The following is a 15770-nucleotide window of genomic DNA, read 5'->3' as shown; positions in this document are numbered from 1 at the left end:
AGTGAGACAAATCATCGTTACATGCTTCCTTTTTTCAAAACCTTTGCTATAATCTCGTTTCTGCGTGCGGCTGTAGCTCAGTTGGATAGAGTACTTGGCTACGAACCAAGGGGTCGTGGGTTCGAATCCTGCCAGCCGCACCACTTATTCGAGGGCCTCCCTCTGGGGAGGCCCTTACGTTTTACCCAGTTTCATCGCAGTATCACTGCAAGCGTTACCTGTTTAGCGTGCGGCTGTAGCTCAGTTGGATAGAGTACTTGGCTACGAACCAAGGGGTCGTGGGTTCGAATCCTGCCAGCCGCACCACCTATGAAGGGCCTTCCGATCGGAAGGCCCTTTGTTTTTCAGGCGTCGTTTCTGCGCGGGCATCTGTCGCCGTGCTCGCGCAAGTGCTAACCGGCACTCACTACCGCGGTGGCGACTGAATATCGCCAATCTGCCCGTCCGGGCTCGGTACATCCACGAACGACCCACCCTCCGTTTGCTCACCGATCGGATGTACACGATCGCCCTGGAGCGTTTGCGGCTGACGCAGCACGTCGTCGACGCTATCGCCGAAGCGGCTTTCGACAAACGCCCTCAACAACGCAACCTGCAACGAATCGCCTCGCCCCTCTACGGTGCGATGGCCGCCCTGGAATTCCGCGACGCAATGTGCAGCGCCCCGCTCGGTCCGCTCGCGCACCTCCAGCCGCTGTGCGCGCTCCAACACGGCGGCAGCCGCTTCCCACGACGTCGACGGTGTGAAACGGCCATCCCACGGACGGCCGCGATCGTTGCCGCGAATCGCGACGGTTTCGCCGCTGTCGGTAAAGTAGATTTCGCGCACGAAGTCGTGCAGGCTGCGGGCGACCCAATAGTCGAGCGCCATGCCGTTGAGGTCGGCTACGTTCATCTGCGTGTTCTCCCTGAAGAACAGGTGAGACTCGCCGACGGCCGGCGCGTTCAGATTGGAATGGTGTACGGGCCTGAGGTGCCGCAAAAGAGGTCGCGCGAGGCGATCGGGCGCACGGGCGCACGGGCGATCGGACGACCTAAAGCCCGCCCGCTCCGCACAAGAGATCAGTAATCAGCCCGCTCGCGGTCGATCCTCATCCCACCGTCGTGCCGATGATGACCTTCGTCGCTCGGCCGCTCACGGGCGATCCGCATCACGTCCGGATTGGTCCGCACGCGGCGCATCACGTTGGCGAGATGCACGCGATCGCTCACCTGAATCACGAAGCGCAGCACCGTGGATTCCTGCGACAGGTCTTCGTCCATTGCGATGTGGACGATGTTGGCGTCTGCCGACGTGATGTCGGCCGCCACGCGGGCGAATACGCCCTTGGTGTTCTTCACCAGCACCTTCACGGCGACGTCGAACAGACGCCCAGGCTGCGGCGCCCACGCGACGTCGATCCAGCGGCCCGGATCACGCCGGTGAATGCGCTGCGCGACGCGGCAATCGGTGGTGTGGATCGCCATGCCGAGGCCGATGCCGATATAGCCCATGATGTCGTCGCCCGGAATCGGACGGCAGCACGCGGACAACTGCACCGACATGCCCTCCGTGCCGGTAATCACCACGGGCGGCGCATGCGGGTGGCTGCCGTCGGCGCGCGAACCGTCGTCGTCGGCATCGCGGCCGCTCATCAATACCTCGATGCGCTTGGCCATGACCGCCGCGACACGTCGGCCCAAGCCGATGTCCGCAAAGATTTCCTGACGATTCTTGTTGCCCGTCCACTGCACGAGCTTTTCCCACGCTTCCGGCGTGACATCCGACAGCGCAAGCCCGTAGCCCTTCAATGCCTGATCGACGAGCCGCTCGCCGAGTTGTACGGACTCGTTCAGACGCATTGTCTTCAGGTAGTGGCGGATCGCCGAACGCGCCTTGCCGGTACGCACAAAACCGAGCCAAGCCGGATTCGGCTTCGAATACGGCGCGGTGATCACTTCGACGATATCGCCGCTCTTCAACTCGGTACGCAGCGGCAGCAGTTCGTTGTTGATCTTCACCGCAACGCACTGGTTGCCCAGGTCGCTGTGGATCGAATACGCGAAGTCGAGCGCGGTGGCGCCGCGCGGCAACGCCATGATCTTCGACTTCGGCGTAAACACGTAGACCGCATCCGGGAACAGATCGATCTTCACGTGCTCGAGGAATTCGCTCGAATCGCCCGCTTCGCTCTGAATGTCGAGCAGCGACTTCAGCCACTGATGCGCGCGCTTTTGCACGTCGTTCAGATCCGCGCCGCCGTTCTTGTATAGCCAGTGCGCGGCGACGCCCGCTTCGGCTATCTCGTGCATCTTGCGCGTGCGCACCTGGAACTCGATAGGCGCGCCGAACGGACCGACCAGCGTGGTGTGCAACGACTGATAGCCGTTCACCTTCGGGATCGCGATGTAATCCTTGAACTTGCCCGGCACCGGTTTGTAGAGCGCATGCAGCGCGCCGATGCAGGTGTAGCACTCCAGCGCGCTCTCGACCACCACGCGAAAGCCGTACACGTCCAGCACCTGCGAGAACGACAACTGCTTGTCGCGCATCTTCTTGTAGATGCTGAAGATGGTTTTCTCGCGGCCGGTGACTTCGGCGTCGAGCTTCGCGTCAGCAATCGCGCGCTGCACCGACTCCAGAATCTTGCCGACCACTTCGCGCCGGTTGCCGCGCGCGGCCTTGACGGCTTTTTCGAGCGTGGCGTAGCGATGCGGATTGAAGTTCGCGAAGCTCAGGTCCTGCAGCTCGCGATAAGTATTGTTCAGGCCAAGCCGGTGCGCGATCGGCGCGTAGATATCGAGCGTTTCGCGCGCGACGCGGCGGCGCTTTTCGTGCGGCACCGCGCCCAGCGTGCGCATGTTGTGCAGGCGGTCGGCGAGCTTCACCAGAATCACGCGGACGTCGCGCGCCATCGCGAGCAGCATCTTGCGGAAGTTTTCCGCCTGCGCCTCTTCGCGATTGCGAAACTCCATCTTGTCCAGCTTCGACAGACCGTCGACCAGCTCGGCGACCTTCGCGCCGAACCGCTCGGCGAGCTCGGCCTTGGTCACGCCCTGGTCTTCCATCACGTCGTGCAGCAACGCGGCCATCAACGCCTGAGCGTCGAGGTTCCAGCCGGCGCAGATTTCCGCGACGGCGACAGGATGCGTGATGTAGGGCTCGCCACTCTGGCGGTACTGGCCGAGGTGGGCTTCGTCGCTGAAATGGAAGGCCGCCTTGATCTCCTTGATCTCTTCCGGCTGCAGATAGCCGGATAGAACGGAGGTCAGCTTGGCAATCGAGACGACGTCATGCCGGCGCGGTTGCTCCGGCGTGGCGGTCGGCCCGAACAGATGGCGAAACGACTGTTCGAGGACCGCGTCGATGTACTTCCGTGCAGACGAGGGCGAGTCGGCGTCGTGTTCCACTTCCGTGGCGGTGGGCGGGGTAGTACTCAATTTCGCCTCCGTAGCGGTTAGGGTTGGACGCCGGTCTGCACGTTGATGCAATTACTATGGCCAACAGGGTGTAGCAAATGCGGGTAATTCAAAAAAACGCGAAACCGGAACCGTGAGCGTTAAACCGGCACCTTCTTCAGCATTTCGACGCCGACCTGGCCGGCTGCGATTTCGCGCAGCGCGACGACCGTGGGCTTGTCGCGGCTTTCGATCTTCGGCGTATGACCTTGAGCGAGCTGACGTGCGCGATAGGTTGCGGCAAGCGCCAGTTCGAAACGATTCGGGATCTGTTTGAGGCAGTCTTCGACGGTAATGCGGGCCATGTTGAGTTCCTTCTTTCCAGAAAACGCTGGGCCGCCCCAAGTCTTCTTGTTGCCCTCGGGGGGCCTGGCGCGAAGCGACAGGTCTGGGGGCGTTAATTGATGTTGCTTATTCTACCTTATGTGCTCGGTACACCGCCGCGCTCACGCGTGCGGCAGATGGATTCCGAGCTGCACGAAAAGCTGCGTATGGCGCGCGTATTGCGACGCGAAGCGCGAACGCGTCGCCGCCACCAGACATTGCAGTTCGCCGAGCGCGCGATCGAAGTTCTCGTTGATCACCACGTACTCCGCTTCGGCCGCGTGCGCCATCTCGCTGCCGGCTGCGAGCAGGCGTCGCGTGATCACGTTCGGCTCGTCCTGGCCGCGCTTTTTCAGACGCTCTTCGAGCGCTTCCAGCGACGGCGGCAAGATGAAAATTTCGACCGCGTTGTGAAACTGTTTCTTCACCTGCTGTGCGCCCTGCCAGTCGATTTCGAGCAGCACGTCGTGGCCGCTCTTCATCTGCTGTTCGATCCACACGCGCGACGTGCCGTAGTAGTTGCCGTGCACTTCCGCGCTTTCCAGAAACTCGCCTTCGTCGTGGCGCTTCATGAAATCGTCGACGGTGGTGAAGTGATAGTGCTCGCCGTCCTGCTCCTTCGGACGCGGCGGGCGCGTCGTGTACGAGATCGACAGACGGATCGCAGCGTCGCCGGCGAGCAGCGCGTTCACGAGCGTCGACTTGCCCGCGCCCGACGGCGCGACGACCATGAACAGGTTGCCGGGATAAGCGCCCGCGTAAGGATTGCGCGGTGCGCCGTGTTCGCGTGTGTGGTCGGTCATGTTCGTGTTGCTCCAGCTTTATTCCAGATTTTGTACTTGCTCGCGCATCTGCTCGATAAGCAGCTTCAAGGTCATCGACGAATCCGCCAGTTCCTTCGCGGCCGCCTTCGAACCGAGCGTGTTCGCTTCGCGATTCAGTTCCTGCATCATGAAGTCCAGACGCTTGCCGACCTTGCCGCCCTTCTGGATCACGTGACGCGTTTCGTTCAGATGAGCCGTGAGACGCGACAGTTCTTCGGCGATGTCGATCCGGATGCCGTACATCGTCACTTCCTGGCGAATCCGTTCGTTGATTTCTTCACGCGACACGATCGTCGCCGCCGTGTCCGGCGCGGCGATGCCGAGCGCTTCCTGCAAACGTTCGACGATCTTTTGCTGGTGCTTCGTGATCAACTCGGGCACGAGCGGCGTGATCTTCGTGACGATCGCTTCCATTTCGGTGACGTTGGCGAGCAGCATCGTCGCCAGTTGCGCGCCTTCGCGGGCACGCACGTCGATCAGATCGGCAATCGCCTGCTTGCCGCATGCGAGCACCGCGTCGCGCAACACTTCCGGCGCGACGCCGGTTTCGGCCAGCACGCCCGGCCAGCGCAGAATTTCGCCGGTGCGCAGGCGCCCGGCTTCCGGGAACGTCGACAGCACGGTGCGCTCGAGCAGCGCGAGTTGCGCCAACGCATCGCGATTGATCGAGCCGGCGTTCGCCGATTGCTCGCTGCGCTGCAGGTTGATACGAATATCGACCTTGCCGCGCGACAGCTTGTTCATGAGCATTTCGCGCAGCGTCGGTTCGGTGACGCGCACGTCTTCCGGCATCCGGAAGTTCAGATCGAGAAAGCGCGAGTTCACCGTGCGCAGTTCGACCGACACGCTCACGCCGCCCGTGCCCGAAGCCGCGACGAGTTCGCGCGTGGCGCTCGCATAGCCAGTCATGCTGTAGATCATCGTATTTCTCGCGATTGTGGCCATGCTTTCGAAGATGGCCGAAGAGTCGAATCGCCCGGCGTGTACGAGACGCGGGGCGGAGAATCCGCATTATCCCATTTTTGCCGGCAGCACCCGTTGGCGAGCCCCGGCGGATGCGGCCGGCCGCACGAATGTGCGCCCCGCGGGAACGGCGGTAAAATCGCGCTTTCCCTCTGCTTTCTTCGACACCTATCCCAACATGACCGACACCACCCAACGCCCCAGCGGCCGCCCGGCCAATCAGCTGCGCGACGTGCGCATCACGCGCCACTACACGAAGCACGCGGAGGGCTCGGTGCTGGTCGAATTCGGCGACACCAAAGTCATCTGTACGGCGAGCATCGCCGAAAGCGTGCCGTCGTTCCTGCGCGACCGCGGCCAGGGCTGGCTGACTGCCGAATACGGAATGCTGCCGCGCGCGACCCATACGCGCAGCGATCGCGAAGCGGCGCGCGGCAAACAGACCGGACGCACTCAGGAAATCCAGCGTCTGATCGGCCGCGCGCTGCGCTCGGTGTTCGATCTCGAGAAGCTCGGCGCGCGCACGCTGCATATCGATTGCGACGTGATCCAGGCCGACGGCGGCACGCGTACCGCGAGTATCACCGGCGCATTCGTCGCCGCGCATGACGCGGTCGCCAAACTGCTGGCCACGGGCCGCATCGAAAGCTCGCCGATCACCGATTACGTCGCGGCGATTTCGGTCGGCGTGTACGACGGCCTGCCGGTGCTCGATCTCGACTACGACGAAGACTCGCAGTGCGACACCGACATGAACGTCGTGATGACGGGCTCGGGCGGCTTCGTCGAAATTCAGGGCACTGCGGAAGGCGTGCCGTTCTCGCGCGACGAAATGAATGCGCTGCTCGATCTCGCGAGCGGCGGCATCAACACGCTGATCGCGAAGCAGAAAGCGGCTTTGGAGCTCAAGGGTGAGTGAGCTTGGCGACCGCGGTGCGTCCGGCGCGCCGTTGAAGAAGATCGTGCTGGCGTCGAACAACGCGGGCAAGCTGCGTGAATTCGCTGCGCTGCTCGGCGCGGCCGGCATCGAACTGATTGCGCAGGGCGCGTTGAACGTGCCGGAGGCCGAAGAGCCGTATCCGACGTTCGTCGAGAACGCGCTGACCAAGGCGCGTCACGCGGCCAGACTCACCGGCCTGCCCGCGCTCGCCGACGATTCGGGCCTCTGCGTGCGCGCGTTGCGCGGCGCGCCGGGCGTCTACTCGGCACGCTATGCGCAGCTCGCCGGCGGCGAGAAAAGCGACGCGGCGAACAACGCCCGCCTCGTCGCGGCTTTGCAAGGCGAAGCCGACCGCCGCGCGTATTACTTCTGTGTGCTCGCGCTGGTGCGCCACGCCGACGATCCCGAACCGCTGATCGCCGAGGGCCGTTGGCACGGCGAGATTGTCGATGCGCCGCGCGGCGCACATGGCTTCGGCTACGACCCGCACTTCTTTTTGCCGACGCTGAACGCGAGCGCCGCGGAACTGGAGCCGGCCGTGAAGAACGCCAGCAGCCATCGCGCGATTGCGTTGCGTCAACTGTTAGCGCGTTTGACGGAGGAAGCGTGATTCCGATCAAGCCGGCGCCGGCCGACATCGGCAACGGCGTGATCAAGGCCTTTACGTCGCCGGGCAGCATTCGTCTGACGTCGTTGCCGCCGCTCGCCTTGTACGTGCATTTTCCGTGGTGCGTGCGCAAGTGCCCGTATTGCGATTTCAATTCGCACGAGTGGAAGGGCGACAGCTTTCCCGAGAACGACTATCTCGATGCGTTGCGTGCCGATCTCGAGATGGCGCTGCCGCTCGTGTGGGGGCGTCAGGTGCATACGGTGTTCATCGGCGGCGGCACGCCGAGTTTGCTGTCGGCGGCGGGACTGGATCGCATGCTGTCCGACATTCGCGCGCTGCTGCCGCTCGACGCCGACGCGGAGATCACGCTCGAGGCCAACCCCGGCACGTTCGAAGCCGCGAAGTTCGCGCAGTTTCGTGCGAGCGGTGTGAACCGGTTGTCGGTCGGCATTCAGAGTTTCGACGAAGCACATCTGAAAGCGCTCGGCCGGATTCACGATTCGACGCAGGCGCGTCACGCGGTCGACGTGGCCGCCGGCACCTTCGACAACTTCAATCTCGATCTGATGTTCGCGTTGCCCGGGCAGACGCTCGCGCAATGCCAGGCCGACATCGAGACGGCGTTGTCGTACGCGCCGCCGCATCTGTCGCTGTACCACCTGACGCTCGAACCGAACACGCTGTTTGCGAAATTCCCGCCTGCGCTACCCGACGACGACGCATCCGCCGATATGCAGGACTGGATTCACGAACGCACGACGGCGGCCGGTTACGGTCGCTACGAGGTGTCCGCTTATGCGCAACCGCATCGGCAGAGCAAACACAATCTGAACTACTGGCGTTTCGGCGATTATCTCGGCATCGGCGCGGGCGCGCATACCAAGCTGTCGTTTCCGAACCGCGTGCTGCGTCAGGTGCGCTACAAGCATCCCACTACGTTCATCGAGCAGGCTAAAGCGGGCACGGCCGTGCAGGAAGAGCACGAAGTCGGGCCGCGCGATCTGCCGTTCGAATTCATGCTCAACGCGCTGCGTCTGGTGGAAGGCTTTCCGGTGTACCGGTTCATCGAACGAACGGGGCTTTCGATGACGTCGATCGAGCCGGCGTTGCAGGAAGCGGAACGACGCAAGCTGATCACGCGCGACCATGAAAAAATCGCGCCGACGCCGCTTGGCCAGGCGTTCCTGAATGATCTGCAAGCGCTGTTTCTGAAGGATCCGCAGTGATTGCGACTCGACCGGGCGCCGCAGTGAGGTTTTTTCAGGTTACAATTTAGGGCTTGGAGGTGTGGCCGAGTGGTTTAAGGCACCGGTCTTGAAAACCGGCGAAGGAGTGATCCTTCCGTGAGTTCGAATCTCACCGCCTCCGCCAAGGTATTTAATGAAAACGGGCCGCTCGGCCCGTTTTTCGTTTCTGCATGGCCGATGTCGCGGGTGTCTGCTAACGGAAGGCCGCTCCCTCACCACCCCCGCCGTCGAACAAACCCCGCAACCTGCTGCGCGACAATCCGATACCCGCCCGCGCTCAAATGCTGGTTATCCACACGCAACGACCCCGGCACGACATCGGCGGAACGATCGGCCTGGTCCGCCATCGACGCATTGGCGCTCGCCACCAGCGCCGCGCGCACATCGACGAAATTATTTGGAAAGCGCGCTGCCAGTTGCCGGTTCAGCGCCACCACCGTGTCGTACTTCGCCGTGCCCCTGCCCTCGCCCGCCCCGTTCAAAATCGCCAGCACGATAAAGCGCTCGTGTCCGACATGCGCGGCCATCTGTTCGATATTGCTCACGGTCATGCCGGTCCGTTCCGTGTTGACATCGTTGCGGCCGGCCCAGAACACGTTGATGTCGTGACGATAGTCGTCCACCAGAAATGGACTGTCGGGCGGCACAGTCACTGACGCCCCCTCTGTATCCCGCACGAAAACATGGCCGCCCGTCGGTGCGTAGGCCAGCTTGCCCGGCGTGCCGAGCAAGCCGCCATGCACCTCGCCAATCCCCGCACCGGGAATCGACACGTCGTTCGTCAACGTGACCGCAACGCTTCCCGCAGCCGGCAACCGGTTACCCGCCACCCGCAAGCGCGGCACCAGCGCGCCCTCGCGCGCCGCGATCGAATCCGATGTCTGCCCCGACACGCCGAAATTCCGCACAACACGGCCGTCAAGCAATGCGGCCAGTTGATAAGGCCATGTGCCAGGCAAACCACCGATACCAGGCGTGCCGGTGGTCAGCGAATCGCCCCATGCGTCGATGGGCTGGTTCGGCGAACCGGCCTGCGCCGACGATGTCTGCAGAACGCCAATCGTCGACACAGTTAGCAGCAGCGCGAACCAGCGTGAATAGCGCGCGCTCATGATCTCAACGCGATGCGTCGATGGGAGCCGCGCGTTGCGTCGGCGTGCGGCCGCTTGCCAGCTTTCGCGCGAGCAGGCCGCCGAGTGATATCCCCGGACGCTCCAGGCACACATACCCCAGATAACTGACCGGCACGATCATCAAGGCAGCGAGAATCAGCGACCACGTGGCCCCAAGCGAAGTCGCGGAAACATGAACGACAGCCAGCAGCACGACGGCGTGAAACAGATACAGGCTGTACGAGATTTTGCCGAGAAACGGCAACGGCCAGACGAGCAGCAGGCGCGCGAACGAAGCGACCGACACCGCCGACGCAATGATCCCGCACACCGCGAGCAACACGAACCAGTCGAACAGATAGTCGCTGAGCACGCCGGACACGACGAAAGACATCGGCCGTGCCGCCGCATATAGCAGCAACGAGCCGCCGAGCACGACGAAGCCGAGGCGGCCCGCCGCCGGCGTCCCGCTCAACCGTGCGGCAATCTCGCGCCGATGTTTCGCCAACGCGCCGCCCGCCACGAACATCAACAGATAATGCAGCGTCGGCAACCATTCGGCCGACACGCTGGCCTGAATGACCGGATGAGCGGTCCACATCGCATGAACACCCACCGCGAGCGAAATTGCGGCGGCGCCGAACAGCGAACACCACGTCGGCAAATAACGCATAACCACGACAATCGGCATGAAGATCAACGAAATGCGCATTTCGTACACGAGCGACCACACCACGGGATCGAGCCGGTCCGATTGAAACGGAAGCACGAACAGCACATGACGAACCAGGTCGACGCCGGCGAGCGTCGGCTGCCAGCCGCCGTTGAACCACGGTCCCGCCCAGTCGACGGTCCCGCCATACGTGAACACGTAGCACGCGTACGCAAACGCAATCGCGCCCGCATACGGCAAATAGATGCGGCAGATGCGCCGGATCGCGTACTCGCCGTAGCCGGGTTGGCGAGCGCCGTCGATTTGCAGCGTCAGCACGAAGCCGCTCAACGCGAAAAACAGGATCACGGCTTCATGGCCGCCGCAAAACAGTCTCAATGGCGTATGGCGCAGACCCAGCAACGGAGCCAGCAACGTGAAATGCGAGAGCACCACGGTCAGAGCGGCAACGCCACGCAATGCGTCGAGTTGTGCATAGCGCCCATCGCGATCCATCGAGCCTCCCCGTCGTCATACTCGCGGCATCGGCGCGCGAAGATGCGCGCGCCGATGCCGGCGAGAAGACTCGATTGTTATGAGGTTTCGCCGACGGGTCTGTGTCCTGGCCAACCTTTGTCATGCGATTGCCATCGAAATCGCCAGCTATCATCACACGCTAAGCACGTCCAGCTTCTCGCGTGCATCCGCGCACCGGCGATTCAGGTCGCGATGCATCAACTGGCTGTCGAGCAGCGCCGATACATCGGTCAAACCATAATCAAAGCGCAACACGTACTCGATATCCGTGTAATCGTGATAAGCGCCGCTATCGGCCAGCTTCTGCGCTTCGACGAAAGCCGCATGTTGCCGCTCGCCGTTCATCAGGTCTCTGATCGCCATGGTTGCCGCTCCGAGGAACAGTGGCTCCCATCATAGCAATGCAAATTCAAACGCACGGTAGCGCGCACGCAACACCTGGTGTTTTCCGTAGACGCCGCCGCTGCGTGCCGCCGCTGTGTGATCACACCGCCGCAACCGGCACCTCGATGTCACGCCATCTGACGATAAGAATTCGTCCGACATAACACAACGTGCCCGCCACGCCGACAACCACGCCCATCCCCGTCGGCGAAGTCCCTTCCCACAGTCCGACCGCGAGACTCGACAATGCGCCCAGCGCGAGCTGCATCGCGCCGAACACAGCGGCTGCGGCGCCGGCGTTCATCGGATAGCGGTGCATCAGATCGGTCGTGCAATTCGCGGACAACAACCCCACCACGCCCACGACGAAAAACAGGCCCGCGACGATCGACCACAAGCCGCCCCAGCCGGTCAACGACACGAGACAGACGAACAGCGAAGCCACGCAACTGACGGTGGCCGCGAACGAAATGATCGGCAGCGAGCCGAGCCGCCCGACGAGTCGCGTATTCATGAAGTTGCCGAACATGATGCCGACGATGTTCAGCGCAAACAGAAACCCGTAATGCTGCGCAGGCACATGGAAGTATTCGATGTACACGAACGGCGTCGCGGTGATGTACGCGAACATCGACGCGAACGCCATCCCGCCGCACAGCATGTGCCCCCACGCGACCGGATCGCGCAGCAGCTTGCCGTAAGCGCCGAACGACCGGAACAGCGCCGACTCGGCCCGCTTCTCGCGCGGCCACGTTTCCGGCACCTTCAGATACGCGGTGGCCGCGCACACGGCGCCGAACAGCGTCAACGCGACGAACACCACACGCCAGCCGCCGAGCAGCAGCAACTGTCCGCCGATCAGCGGCGCGAGCAGCGGACCGATCGACGTCACGATCGCCAGCATCGACAGCACGCGGGCGGCATCGGTCGGGCCGTGCGCATCGCGGGCGATCGCGCGCGCCAGCACGGAGGCTGCACCCGCGCCAAGCGCCTGCACGAAGCGGAATATCACCAGCGAACCGATCGAGAACGACAGTGCGCACGCGATGGTGGCCAGCGTATACATGACGATGCCGCCCAGCAGCACCGGCCGGCGGCCATAGGTATCCGATAGCGGCCCATACAACAGCATGCCGAACGAGAAGCCGAACATGAAGCTGGTCAGCGTGGTTTGCGCCGCGCCGGTGCTGATCGCGAAGGCCTGCGCGATGGTCGGCAGGCTCGGCAGATACATGTCGATGGAAATCGGCCCGCACGCGGCAAGCGCGCCGAGCAACAGGATCAGCCGGCCATCGGGCCGGCGACTGGCGACGTGAGACATGGGAATCCAGATGAAGCGCCGCGATTGGCAACGAAACGGGATGACACAGAGAAAACGGCCAACCTTCAGCGCGTGAACAGCCCCGATTGTACGCGACGGGTAATGTGATCGTCAGCGCGTCCGCCTTACCGGAAGCCACCGGAGCATGGCACGCGAGCGCTGAGGCAAGCGTACTCGCGATCAGTTAAGCTGCCGCGTGAACGCCGCCGGTGAGACGCGAAAGCGTCGGCGGCGCCTCTTCAATCTGTCGATTCCAACAATCCGATGACCGCCTTTCTGCTGATCTGGAGCCCCAGGAAATGGCCGTGGCCCGAGCTGCCCGACGTGGCGAAACGCGTTGCCGCGGGTGTCGCCGTCGCGGATGTCTGGGGCTGCGGATTCGCCCGCAGCATCCTGCCGGGCGACCGCGTGTTTCTGCATCGGGTCGCGCAGGAGCCGAAGGGCATCTTCGGCTCGGGCTACGTGACGCGGGCGCCCTACGAAGTACCCGACGCGGCGACCAAACGCGGCTATCGGCTGTGCATCGACTTCGTCTACGACTGGGTGGTGGATGCGCACGAAGGCGTCGTCATTTCACGCGACGCGTTGCGCACGCATCCGTTTTCCGTGCAGACATGGGATGCGCAGAGCTCCGGCACAGTGATCAAACCGATCGCCGAGGGCGCGCTGGAAAAGCGCTGGGCCGAATTGACCGGCAAGCGCAAACCGCCGCGCGGCATCTGAAGCATCGCCCGGGCCATGCACAAGGCCTGCCAGGCCCAACCAGGCCCAAAACCTCATCACGCCGACTCCGGTACAATTTCTCCACCTTCCCCAGCGCCGCACGCGCCGCACCGTGGGCAGTCCATCTGCCCGTCGCCGCTCGTGCCGCTGCGCAACCCGTTCCAGCCAGACACCATGTCCAGAAACCAGATCCTGTTCGACCGCGCCCAGCAAACCATTCCCGGCGGCGTGAACTCGCCCGTGCGCGCGTTCCGCTCGGTAGGCGGCACGCCGCGCTTCATCGAACGCGCAGAAGGCGCCTACTTCTGGGACGCCGACGGCCAGCGCTACATCGACTACATCGGCTCGTGGGGTCCGATGATCCTCGGCCACGTGCACCCCGAAGTACTGGAAGCCGTGCAACGCGTGCTCGCCAACGGCTTCTCCTTCGGTGCACCGACCGAGTCCGAAGTGGAAATCGCCGAGGAAATCTGCAAGCTGGTGCCGTCGATCGAACAGGTGCGGATGGTGTCGAGCGGCACCGAGGCGACCATGAGCGCGCTGCGTCTCGCGCGTGGCTTCACGAACCGCAGCCGCATCGTCAAGTTCGAGGGCTGTTATCACGGCCACGCGGACAGCCTGCTCGTCAAGGCCGGCTCGGGTCTCCTGACCTTCGGCAATCCGACCTCCGCGGGCGTGCCGGCGGACATCGCGAAACACACCACCGTGCTCGAATACAACAACGTCGCCGAACTCGAAGAAGCGTTCAAGGCGTTCGGCAATGAGATCGCCTCGGTGATCGTCGAGCCGGTGGCGGGCAACATGAACCTCGTGCGCGCCACGCCCGAGTTCCTGCAAGCGTTGCGGCGCCTGTGCACCGAGTACGGCTCGGTGCTGATTTTCGACGAAGTGATGTGCGGCTTCCGCGTAGCACTCGGTGGCGCGCAACAGGTCTACGGGATCACGCCTGACCTCACCTGCCTCGGCAAGGTGATCGGCGGCGGGATGCCGGCGGCGGCCTTCGGCGGCCGGCGCGACATCATGGCTCATCTCGCGCCGCTCGGCGGCGTCTATCAGGCGGGCACGCTGTCGGGCAATCCGATCGCGGTCGCCGCGGGCCTGAAAACGCTGCAGTTGATCCAGGCGCCCGGCTTCTACGACACGCTCGCCGCGCGCACCGCGCGTCTCGCGCAAGGTCTCGCCGACGTCGCACGCGAAGCGAAGGTGCCGTTCTCGGCCGATTCGCTTGGCGGCATGTTCGGCCTGTATTTCACGGAGTCGATCCCGACCAGTTTTGCCGAAGTCACGAAGAGTGACGTGCCGCGCTTCAACGCGTTCTTCCACAAGATGCTCGACGCGGGCGTGTACTTCGCGCCGTCGGCGTATGAAGCCGGCTTCGTTTCGAGCGCGCACGACGACTCGATCATCGACGCCACGCTCGACGCCGCACGTGGCGCGTTCGCGTCGCTCGCGGCCTGAGCCCCGGCGAATCCGAACACGAACACAGACACGACGAACACGAAGCTCAACCACCCGACCGGACACCGATGTTTTCGCAAACCGACTTCGTCCATATGGAACGCGCGCTCGCGTTGGCCAGGCGCGGCATGTACACCACCGACCCGAACCCGCGCGTCGGCTGCGTGCTCGTCAAGAACGGCGAGGTGATCGGCGAAGGCTTCACGCAACCCGCCGGCCAGGACCACGCCGAAGTTCGCGCGTTGAAAGACGCGCGCTCGCGCGGCCACGATCTGCGCGGCGCGACCGCTTATGTGACGCTCGAACCGTGCAGCCATTTCGGGCGCACGCCGCCGTGCGCGAACGCGTTGATCGACGCGCACGTCGAACGCGTGGTCGCGGCGATGGAAGATCCGAATCCGCAGGTCTCCGGCCGTGGTCTGAAGATGCTGCGCGACGCGGGCATCGAAGTGCGCTGCGGATTGCTCGCGAACGAAGCGCATGAACTGAACATCGGCTTCGTGTCGCGCATGACGCGCGGCCGGCCTTGGGTACGCATGAAAGTGGCGGCCTCGCTGGATGGCCGTACCGGTTTGCCTTCCGGCGTCAGTCAGTGGATCACCGGCGAGGCCGCGCGCGCCGACGGTCACGCGTGGCGCGCGCGGGCCTCGGCGATCCTGACCGGCATCGGCACGGTGCGCGAAGACAATCCGCGCATGACCGTGCGCGCGATCGACACGCCGCGCCAGCCGCAACGCGTGCTGATCGACAGTCAGCTCGACGTGCCGCCCGACGCGCAGATACTCGCCGGCGCGCCCACGCTGATCTTCTGCGGCAATCTGGATGAGCGCCATACCGAACGCGCCAGCGCGCTGCGCGATCGCGGCGCGGAGATCGTGCAACTGGCCAACGCTTCCGGCAAGGTCGATCTGCCCGCGATGCTGAAGATTCTCGGCGAGCGCAACGTCAACGAATTGCATGTGGAAGCGGGTTACAAGCTGAACGGCTCGCTGCTGCGCGAAGGCTGCGTGGACGAGCTGCTGGTCTATCTCGCGCCGAGCCTGCTCGGCATGGATTCGATGAGCATGTTCAGTCTCGCCGCGCCGGCAACGCTCGACGAGCGCGTGCAACTGAGCTTCCACTCGGCCGACCGGATCGGCGAAGATCTGCGCATTCTCGCGCGCTTCGTGCCGCGTAGCGCACCGGCTACCGACGCCGAGCCCGCTCCCCAACCTACTTCGAATTGATCAAGGATTAG

15 protein-coding genes and 3 tRNA genes are annotated in these 15770 nt (G+C 63.7%); 9 read left to right on the top strand and 9 right to left on the bottom strand.

Translation table 11 applies throughout. From position 1 onward, the window contains the following. The first annotated feature begins 66 nt into the window (after nt 1-66). Nucleotides 67-143 (top strand) — tRNA-Arg (locus PQQ51_RS05115). Between the two features lie 86 nt (nt 144-229). Then, nucleotides 230-306, top strand: a tRNA-Arg gene (locus PQQ51_RS05110). 100 nt (nt 307-406) lie between these two features. Here the strand turns inward: PQQ51_RS05110 and PQQ51_RS05105 are convergent. The 5 genes from PQQ51_RS05105 to PQQ51_RS05085 all read right to left on the bottom strand — a co-directional run bounded on the left by PQQ51_RS05105 (nt 407) and on the right by PQQ51_RS05085 (nt 5507). Further along, on the bottom strand, nt 407-895 hold the full coding sequence (locus tag PQQ51_RS05105) for a phage protein NinX family protein (RefSeq protein ID WP_408495335.1): 489 nt from the start codon (nt 893-895) through the stop codon (nt 407-409). A 167-nt stretch (nt 896-1062) separates the two neighbouring features. Next, a complete protein-coding gene (locus tag PQQ51_RS05100; protein WP_408495333.1) occupies nt 1063-3420 on the bottom strand; it encodes a RelA/SpoT family protein in 2358 nt (785 codons plus the stop codon). Between the two features lie 119 nt (nt 3421-3539). Next, the gene (gene rpoZ / locus PQQ51_RS05095) at nt 3540-3743 is read right to left on the bottom strand and encodes a DNA-directed RNA polymerase subunit omega (RefSeq protein WP_006025620.1); all 204 of its coding nucleotides are present in this window, start codon (nt 3741-3743) and stop codon (nt 3540-3542) included. Nucleotides 3744-3884: 141 nt separating this feature from the next. Then, a complete protein-coding gene (gene gmk, locus PQQ51_RS05090) occupies nt 3885-4565 on the bottom strand; it encodes a guanylate kinase (RefSeq protein ID WP_408495331.1) in 681 nt (226 codons plus the stop codon). Between the two features lie 18 nt (nt 4566-4583). Continuing rightward, on the bottom strand, nt 4584-5507 hold the full coding sequence (locus PQQ51_RS05085; RefSeq protein ID WP_408495329.1) for a YicC/YloC family endoribonuclease: 924 nt from the start codon (nt 5505-5507) through the stop codon (nt 4584-4586). Between the two features lie 220 nt (nt 5508-5727). Here PQQ51_RS05085 and rph point away from each other — a divergent pair, with 220 nt between their 5' ends. The 4 genes from rph to PQQ51_RS05065 all read left to right on the top strand — a co-directional run bounded on the left by rph (nt 5728) and on the right by PQQ51_RS05065 (nt 8470). Then, nucleotides 5728-6468: a ribonuclease PH gene (gene rph, locus PQQ51_RS05080; RefSeq protein ID WP_408495326.1), complete on the top strand. Its 741-nt coding sequence runs from the start codon at nt 5728-5730 to the stop codon at nt 6466-6468. Further along, entirely contained in the window at nt 6461-7099 is a 639-nt protein-coding gene (gene rdgB, locus PQQ51_RS05075; RefSeq protein ID WP_408495324.1) for an RdgB/HAM1 family non-canonical purine NTP pyrophosphatase, read from the top strand. Before rph ends, rdgB begins: the two co-directional genes overlap by 8 nt. Then, nucleotides 7096-8325 carry a radical SAM family heme chaperone HemW gene (gene hemW / locus PQQ51_RS05070; protein ID WP_408495322.1) on the top strand — a complete coding sequence of 410 codons (1230 nt, stop codon included), beginning with the start codon at nt 7096-7098 and terminating at the stop codon, nt 8323-8325. Before rdgB ends, hemW begins: the two co-directional genes overlap by 4 nt. Nucleotides 8326-8380: 55 nt before the next feature. After that, nucleotides 8381-8470: transfer RNA gene (locus tag PQQ51_RS05065), tRNA-Ser, on the top strand. 88 nt (nt 8471-8558) lie between these two features. Here PQQ51_RS05065 and PQQ51_RS05060 read toward each other — a convergent pair. The 4 genes from PQQ51_RS05060 to PQQ51_RS05045 all read right to left on the bottom strand — a co-directional run bounded on the left by PQQ51_RS05060 (nt 8559) and on the right by PQQ51_RS05045 (nt 12352). Continuing rightward, the gene (locus PQQ51_RS05060; protein ID WP_408495320.1) at nt 8559-9458 is read right to left on the bottom strand and encodes an SGNH/GDSL hydrolase family protein; all 900 of its coding nucleotides are present in this window, start codon (nt 9456-9458) and stop codon (nt 8559-8561) included. Between the two features lie 4 nt (nt 9459-9462). After that, nucleotides 9463-10626: an acyltransferase family protein gene (locus tag PQQ51_RS05055; protein WP_408495318.1), complete on the bottom strand. Its 1164-nt coding sequence runs from the start codon at nt 10624-10626 to the stop codon at nt 9463-9465. A gap of 153 nt (nt 10627-10779) precedes the next feature. Beyond that, the gene (locus tag PQQ51_RS05050) at nt 10780-11010 is read right to left on the bottom strand and encodes a hypothetical protein (protein ID WP_408495316.1); all 231 of its coding nucleotides are present in this window, start codon (nt 11008-11010) and stop codon (nt 10780-10782) included. A gap of 121 nt (nt 11011-11131) precedes the next feature. Further along, the gene (locus tag PQQ51_RS05045) at nt 11132-12352 is read right to left on the bottom strand and encodes a Bcr/CflA family multidrug efflux MFS transporter (protein ID WP_408495314.1); all 1221 of its coding nucleotides are present in this window, start codon (nt 12350-12352) and stop codon (nt 11132-11134) included. A gap of 264 nt (nt 12353-12616) precedes the next feature. On the opposite strand from PQQ51_RS05045, the gene PQQ51_RS05040 reads away from it, so the two are divergent. From PQQ51_RS05040 to ribD, 3 genes are all read left to right on the top strand, one after another. Continuing rightward, nucleotides 12617-13075: a hypothetical protein gene (locus PQQ51_RS05040; protein WP_408495312.1), complete on the top strand. Its 459-nt coding sequence runs from the start codon at nt 12617-12619 to the stop codon at nt 13073-13075. A 174-nt stretch (nt 13076-13249) separates the two neighbouring features. Then, nucleotides 13250-14533: a glutamate-1-semialdehyde 2,1-aminomutase gene (gene hemL, locus PQQ51_RS05035; protein ID WP_408495310.1), complete on the top strand. Its 1284-nt coding sequence runs from the start codon at nt 13250-13252 to the stop codon at nt 14531-14533. A 68-nt stretch (nt 14534-14601) separates the two neighbouring features. Then, complete coding sequence (gene ribD / locus PQQ51_RS05030) at nt 14602-15759, top strand: bifunctional diaminohydroxyphosphoribosylaminopyrimidine deaminase/5-amino-6-(5-phosphoribosylamino)uracil reductase RibD (protein WP_408495308.1); 1158 nt, start codon at nt 14602-14604, stop codon at nt 15757-15759. Nucleotides 15760-15770 lie beyond the last annotated feature (11 nt).

The sequence above is a fragment of the Paraburkholderia xenovorans genome (genome assembly GCF_046030735.1).
Lineage (GTDB): Bacteria > Pseudomonadota > Gammaproteobacteria > Burkholderiales > Burkholderiaceae > Paraburkholderia > Paraburkholderia xenovorans_A.
The sequence above is the reverse complement of the archived record's forward strand: the minus strand, read 5'-3'. Positions and strand labels throughout refer to the sequence as shown.

Excerpts from the sequence above, each read along its gene's own strand:
- PQQ51_RS05105 (WP_408495335.1), bottom strand. The coding sequence starts at position 895 with ATGAACGTAGCCGACCTCAACGGCATGGCGCTCGACTATTGGGTCGCC.
- rpoZ (WP_006025620.1), bottom strand. The coding sequence starts at position 3,743 with ATGGCCCGCATTACCGTCGAAGACTGCCTCAAACAGATCCCGAATCGT.
- gmk (WP_408495331.1), bottom strand. The coding sequence starts at position 4,565 with ATGACCGACCACACACGCGAACACGGCGCACCGCGCAATCCTTACGCG.
- PQQ51_RS05085 (WP_408495329.1), bottom strand. The coding sequence starts at position 5,507 with ATGATCTACAGCATGACTGGCTATGCGAGCGCCACGCGCGAACTCGTC.
- rph (WP_408495326.1), top strand. The coding sequence starts at position 5,728 with ATGACCGACACCACCCAACGCCCCAGCGGCCGCCCGGCCAATCAGCTG.
- PQQ51_RS05060 (WP_408495320.1), bottom strand. The coding sequence starts at position 9,458 with ATGAGCGCGCGCTATTCACGCTGGTTCGCGCTGCTGCTAACTGTGTCG.
- PQQ51_RS05055 (WP_408495318.1), bottom strand. The coding sequence starts at position 10,626 with ATGGATCGCGATGGGCGCTATGCACAACTCGACGCATTGCGTGGCGTT.
- PQQ51_RS05050 (WP_408495316.1), bottom strand. The coding sequence starts at position 11,010 with ATGGCGATCAGAGACCTGATGAACGGCGAGCGGCAACATGCGGCTTTC.
- PQQ51_RS05045 (WP_408495314.1), bottom strand. The coding sequence starts at position 12,352 with ATGTCTCACGTCGCCAGTCGCCGGCCCGATGGCCGGCTGATCCTGTTG.
- PQQ51_RS05040 (WP_408495312.1), top strand. The coding sequence starts at position 12,617 with ATGACCGCCTTTCTGCTGATCTGGAGCCCCAGGAAATGGCCGTGGCCC.
- hemL (WP_408495310.1), top strand. The coding sequence starts at position 13,250 with ATGTCCAGAAACCAGATCCTGTTCGACCGCGCCCAGCAAACCATTCCC.
- ribD (WP_408495308.1), top strand. The coding sequence starts at position 14,602 with ATGTTTTCGCAAACCGACTTCGTCCATATGGAACGCGCGCTCGCGTTG.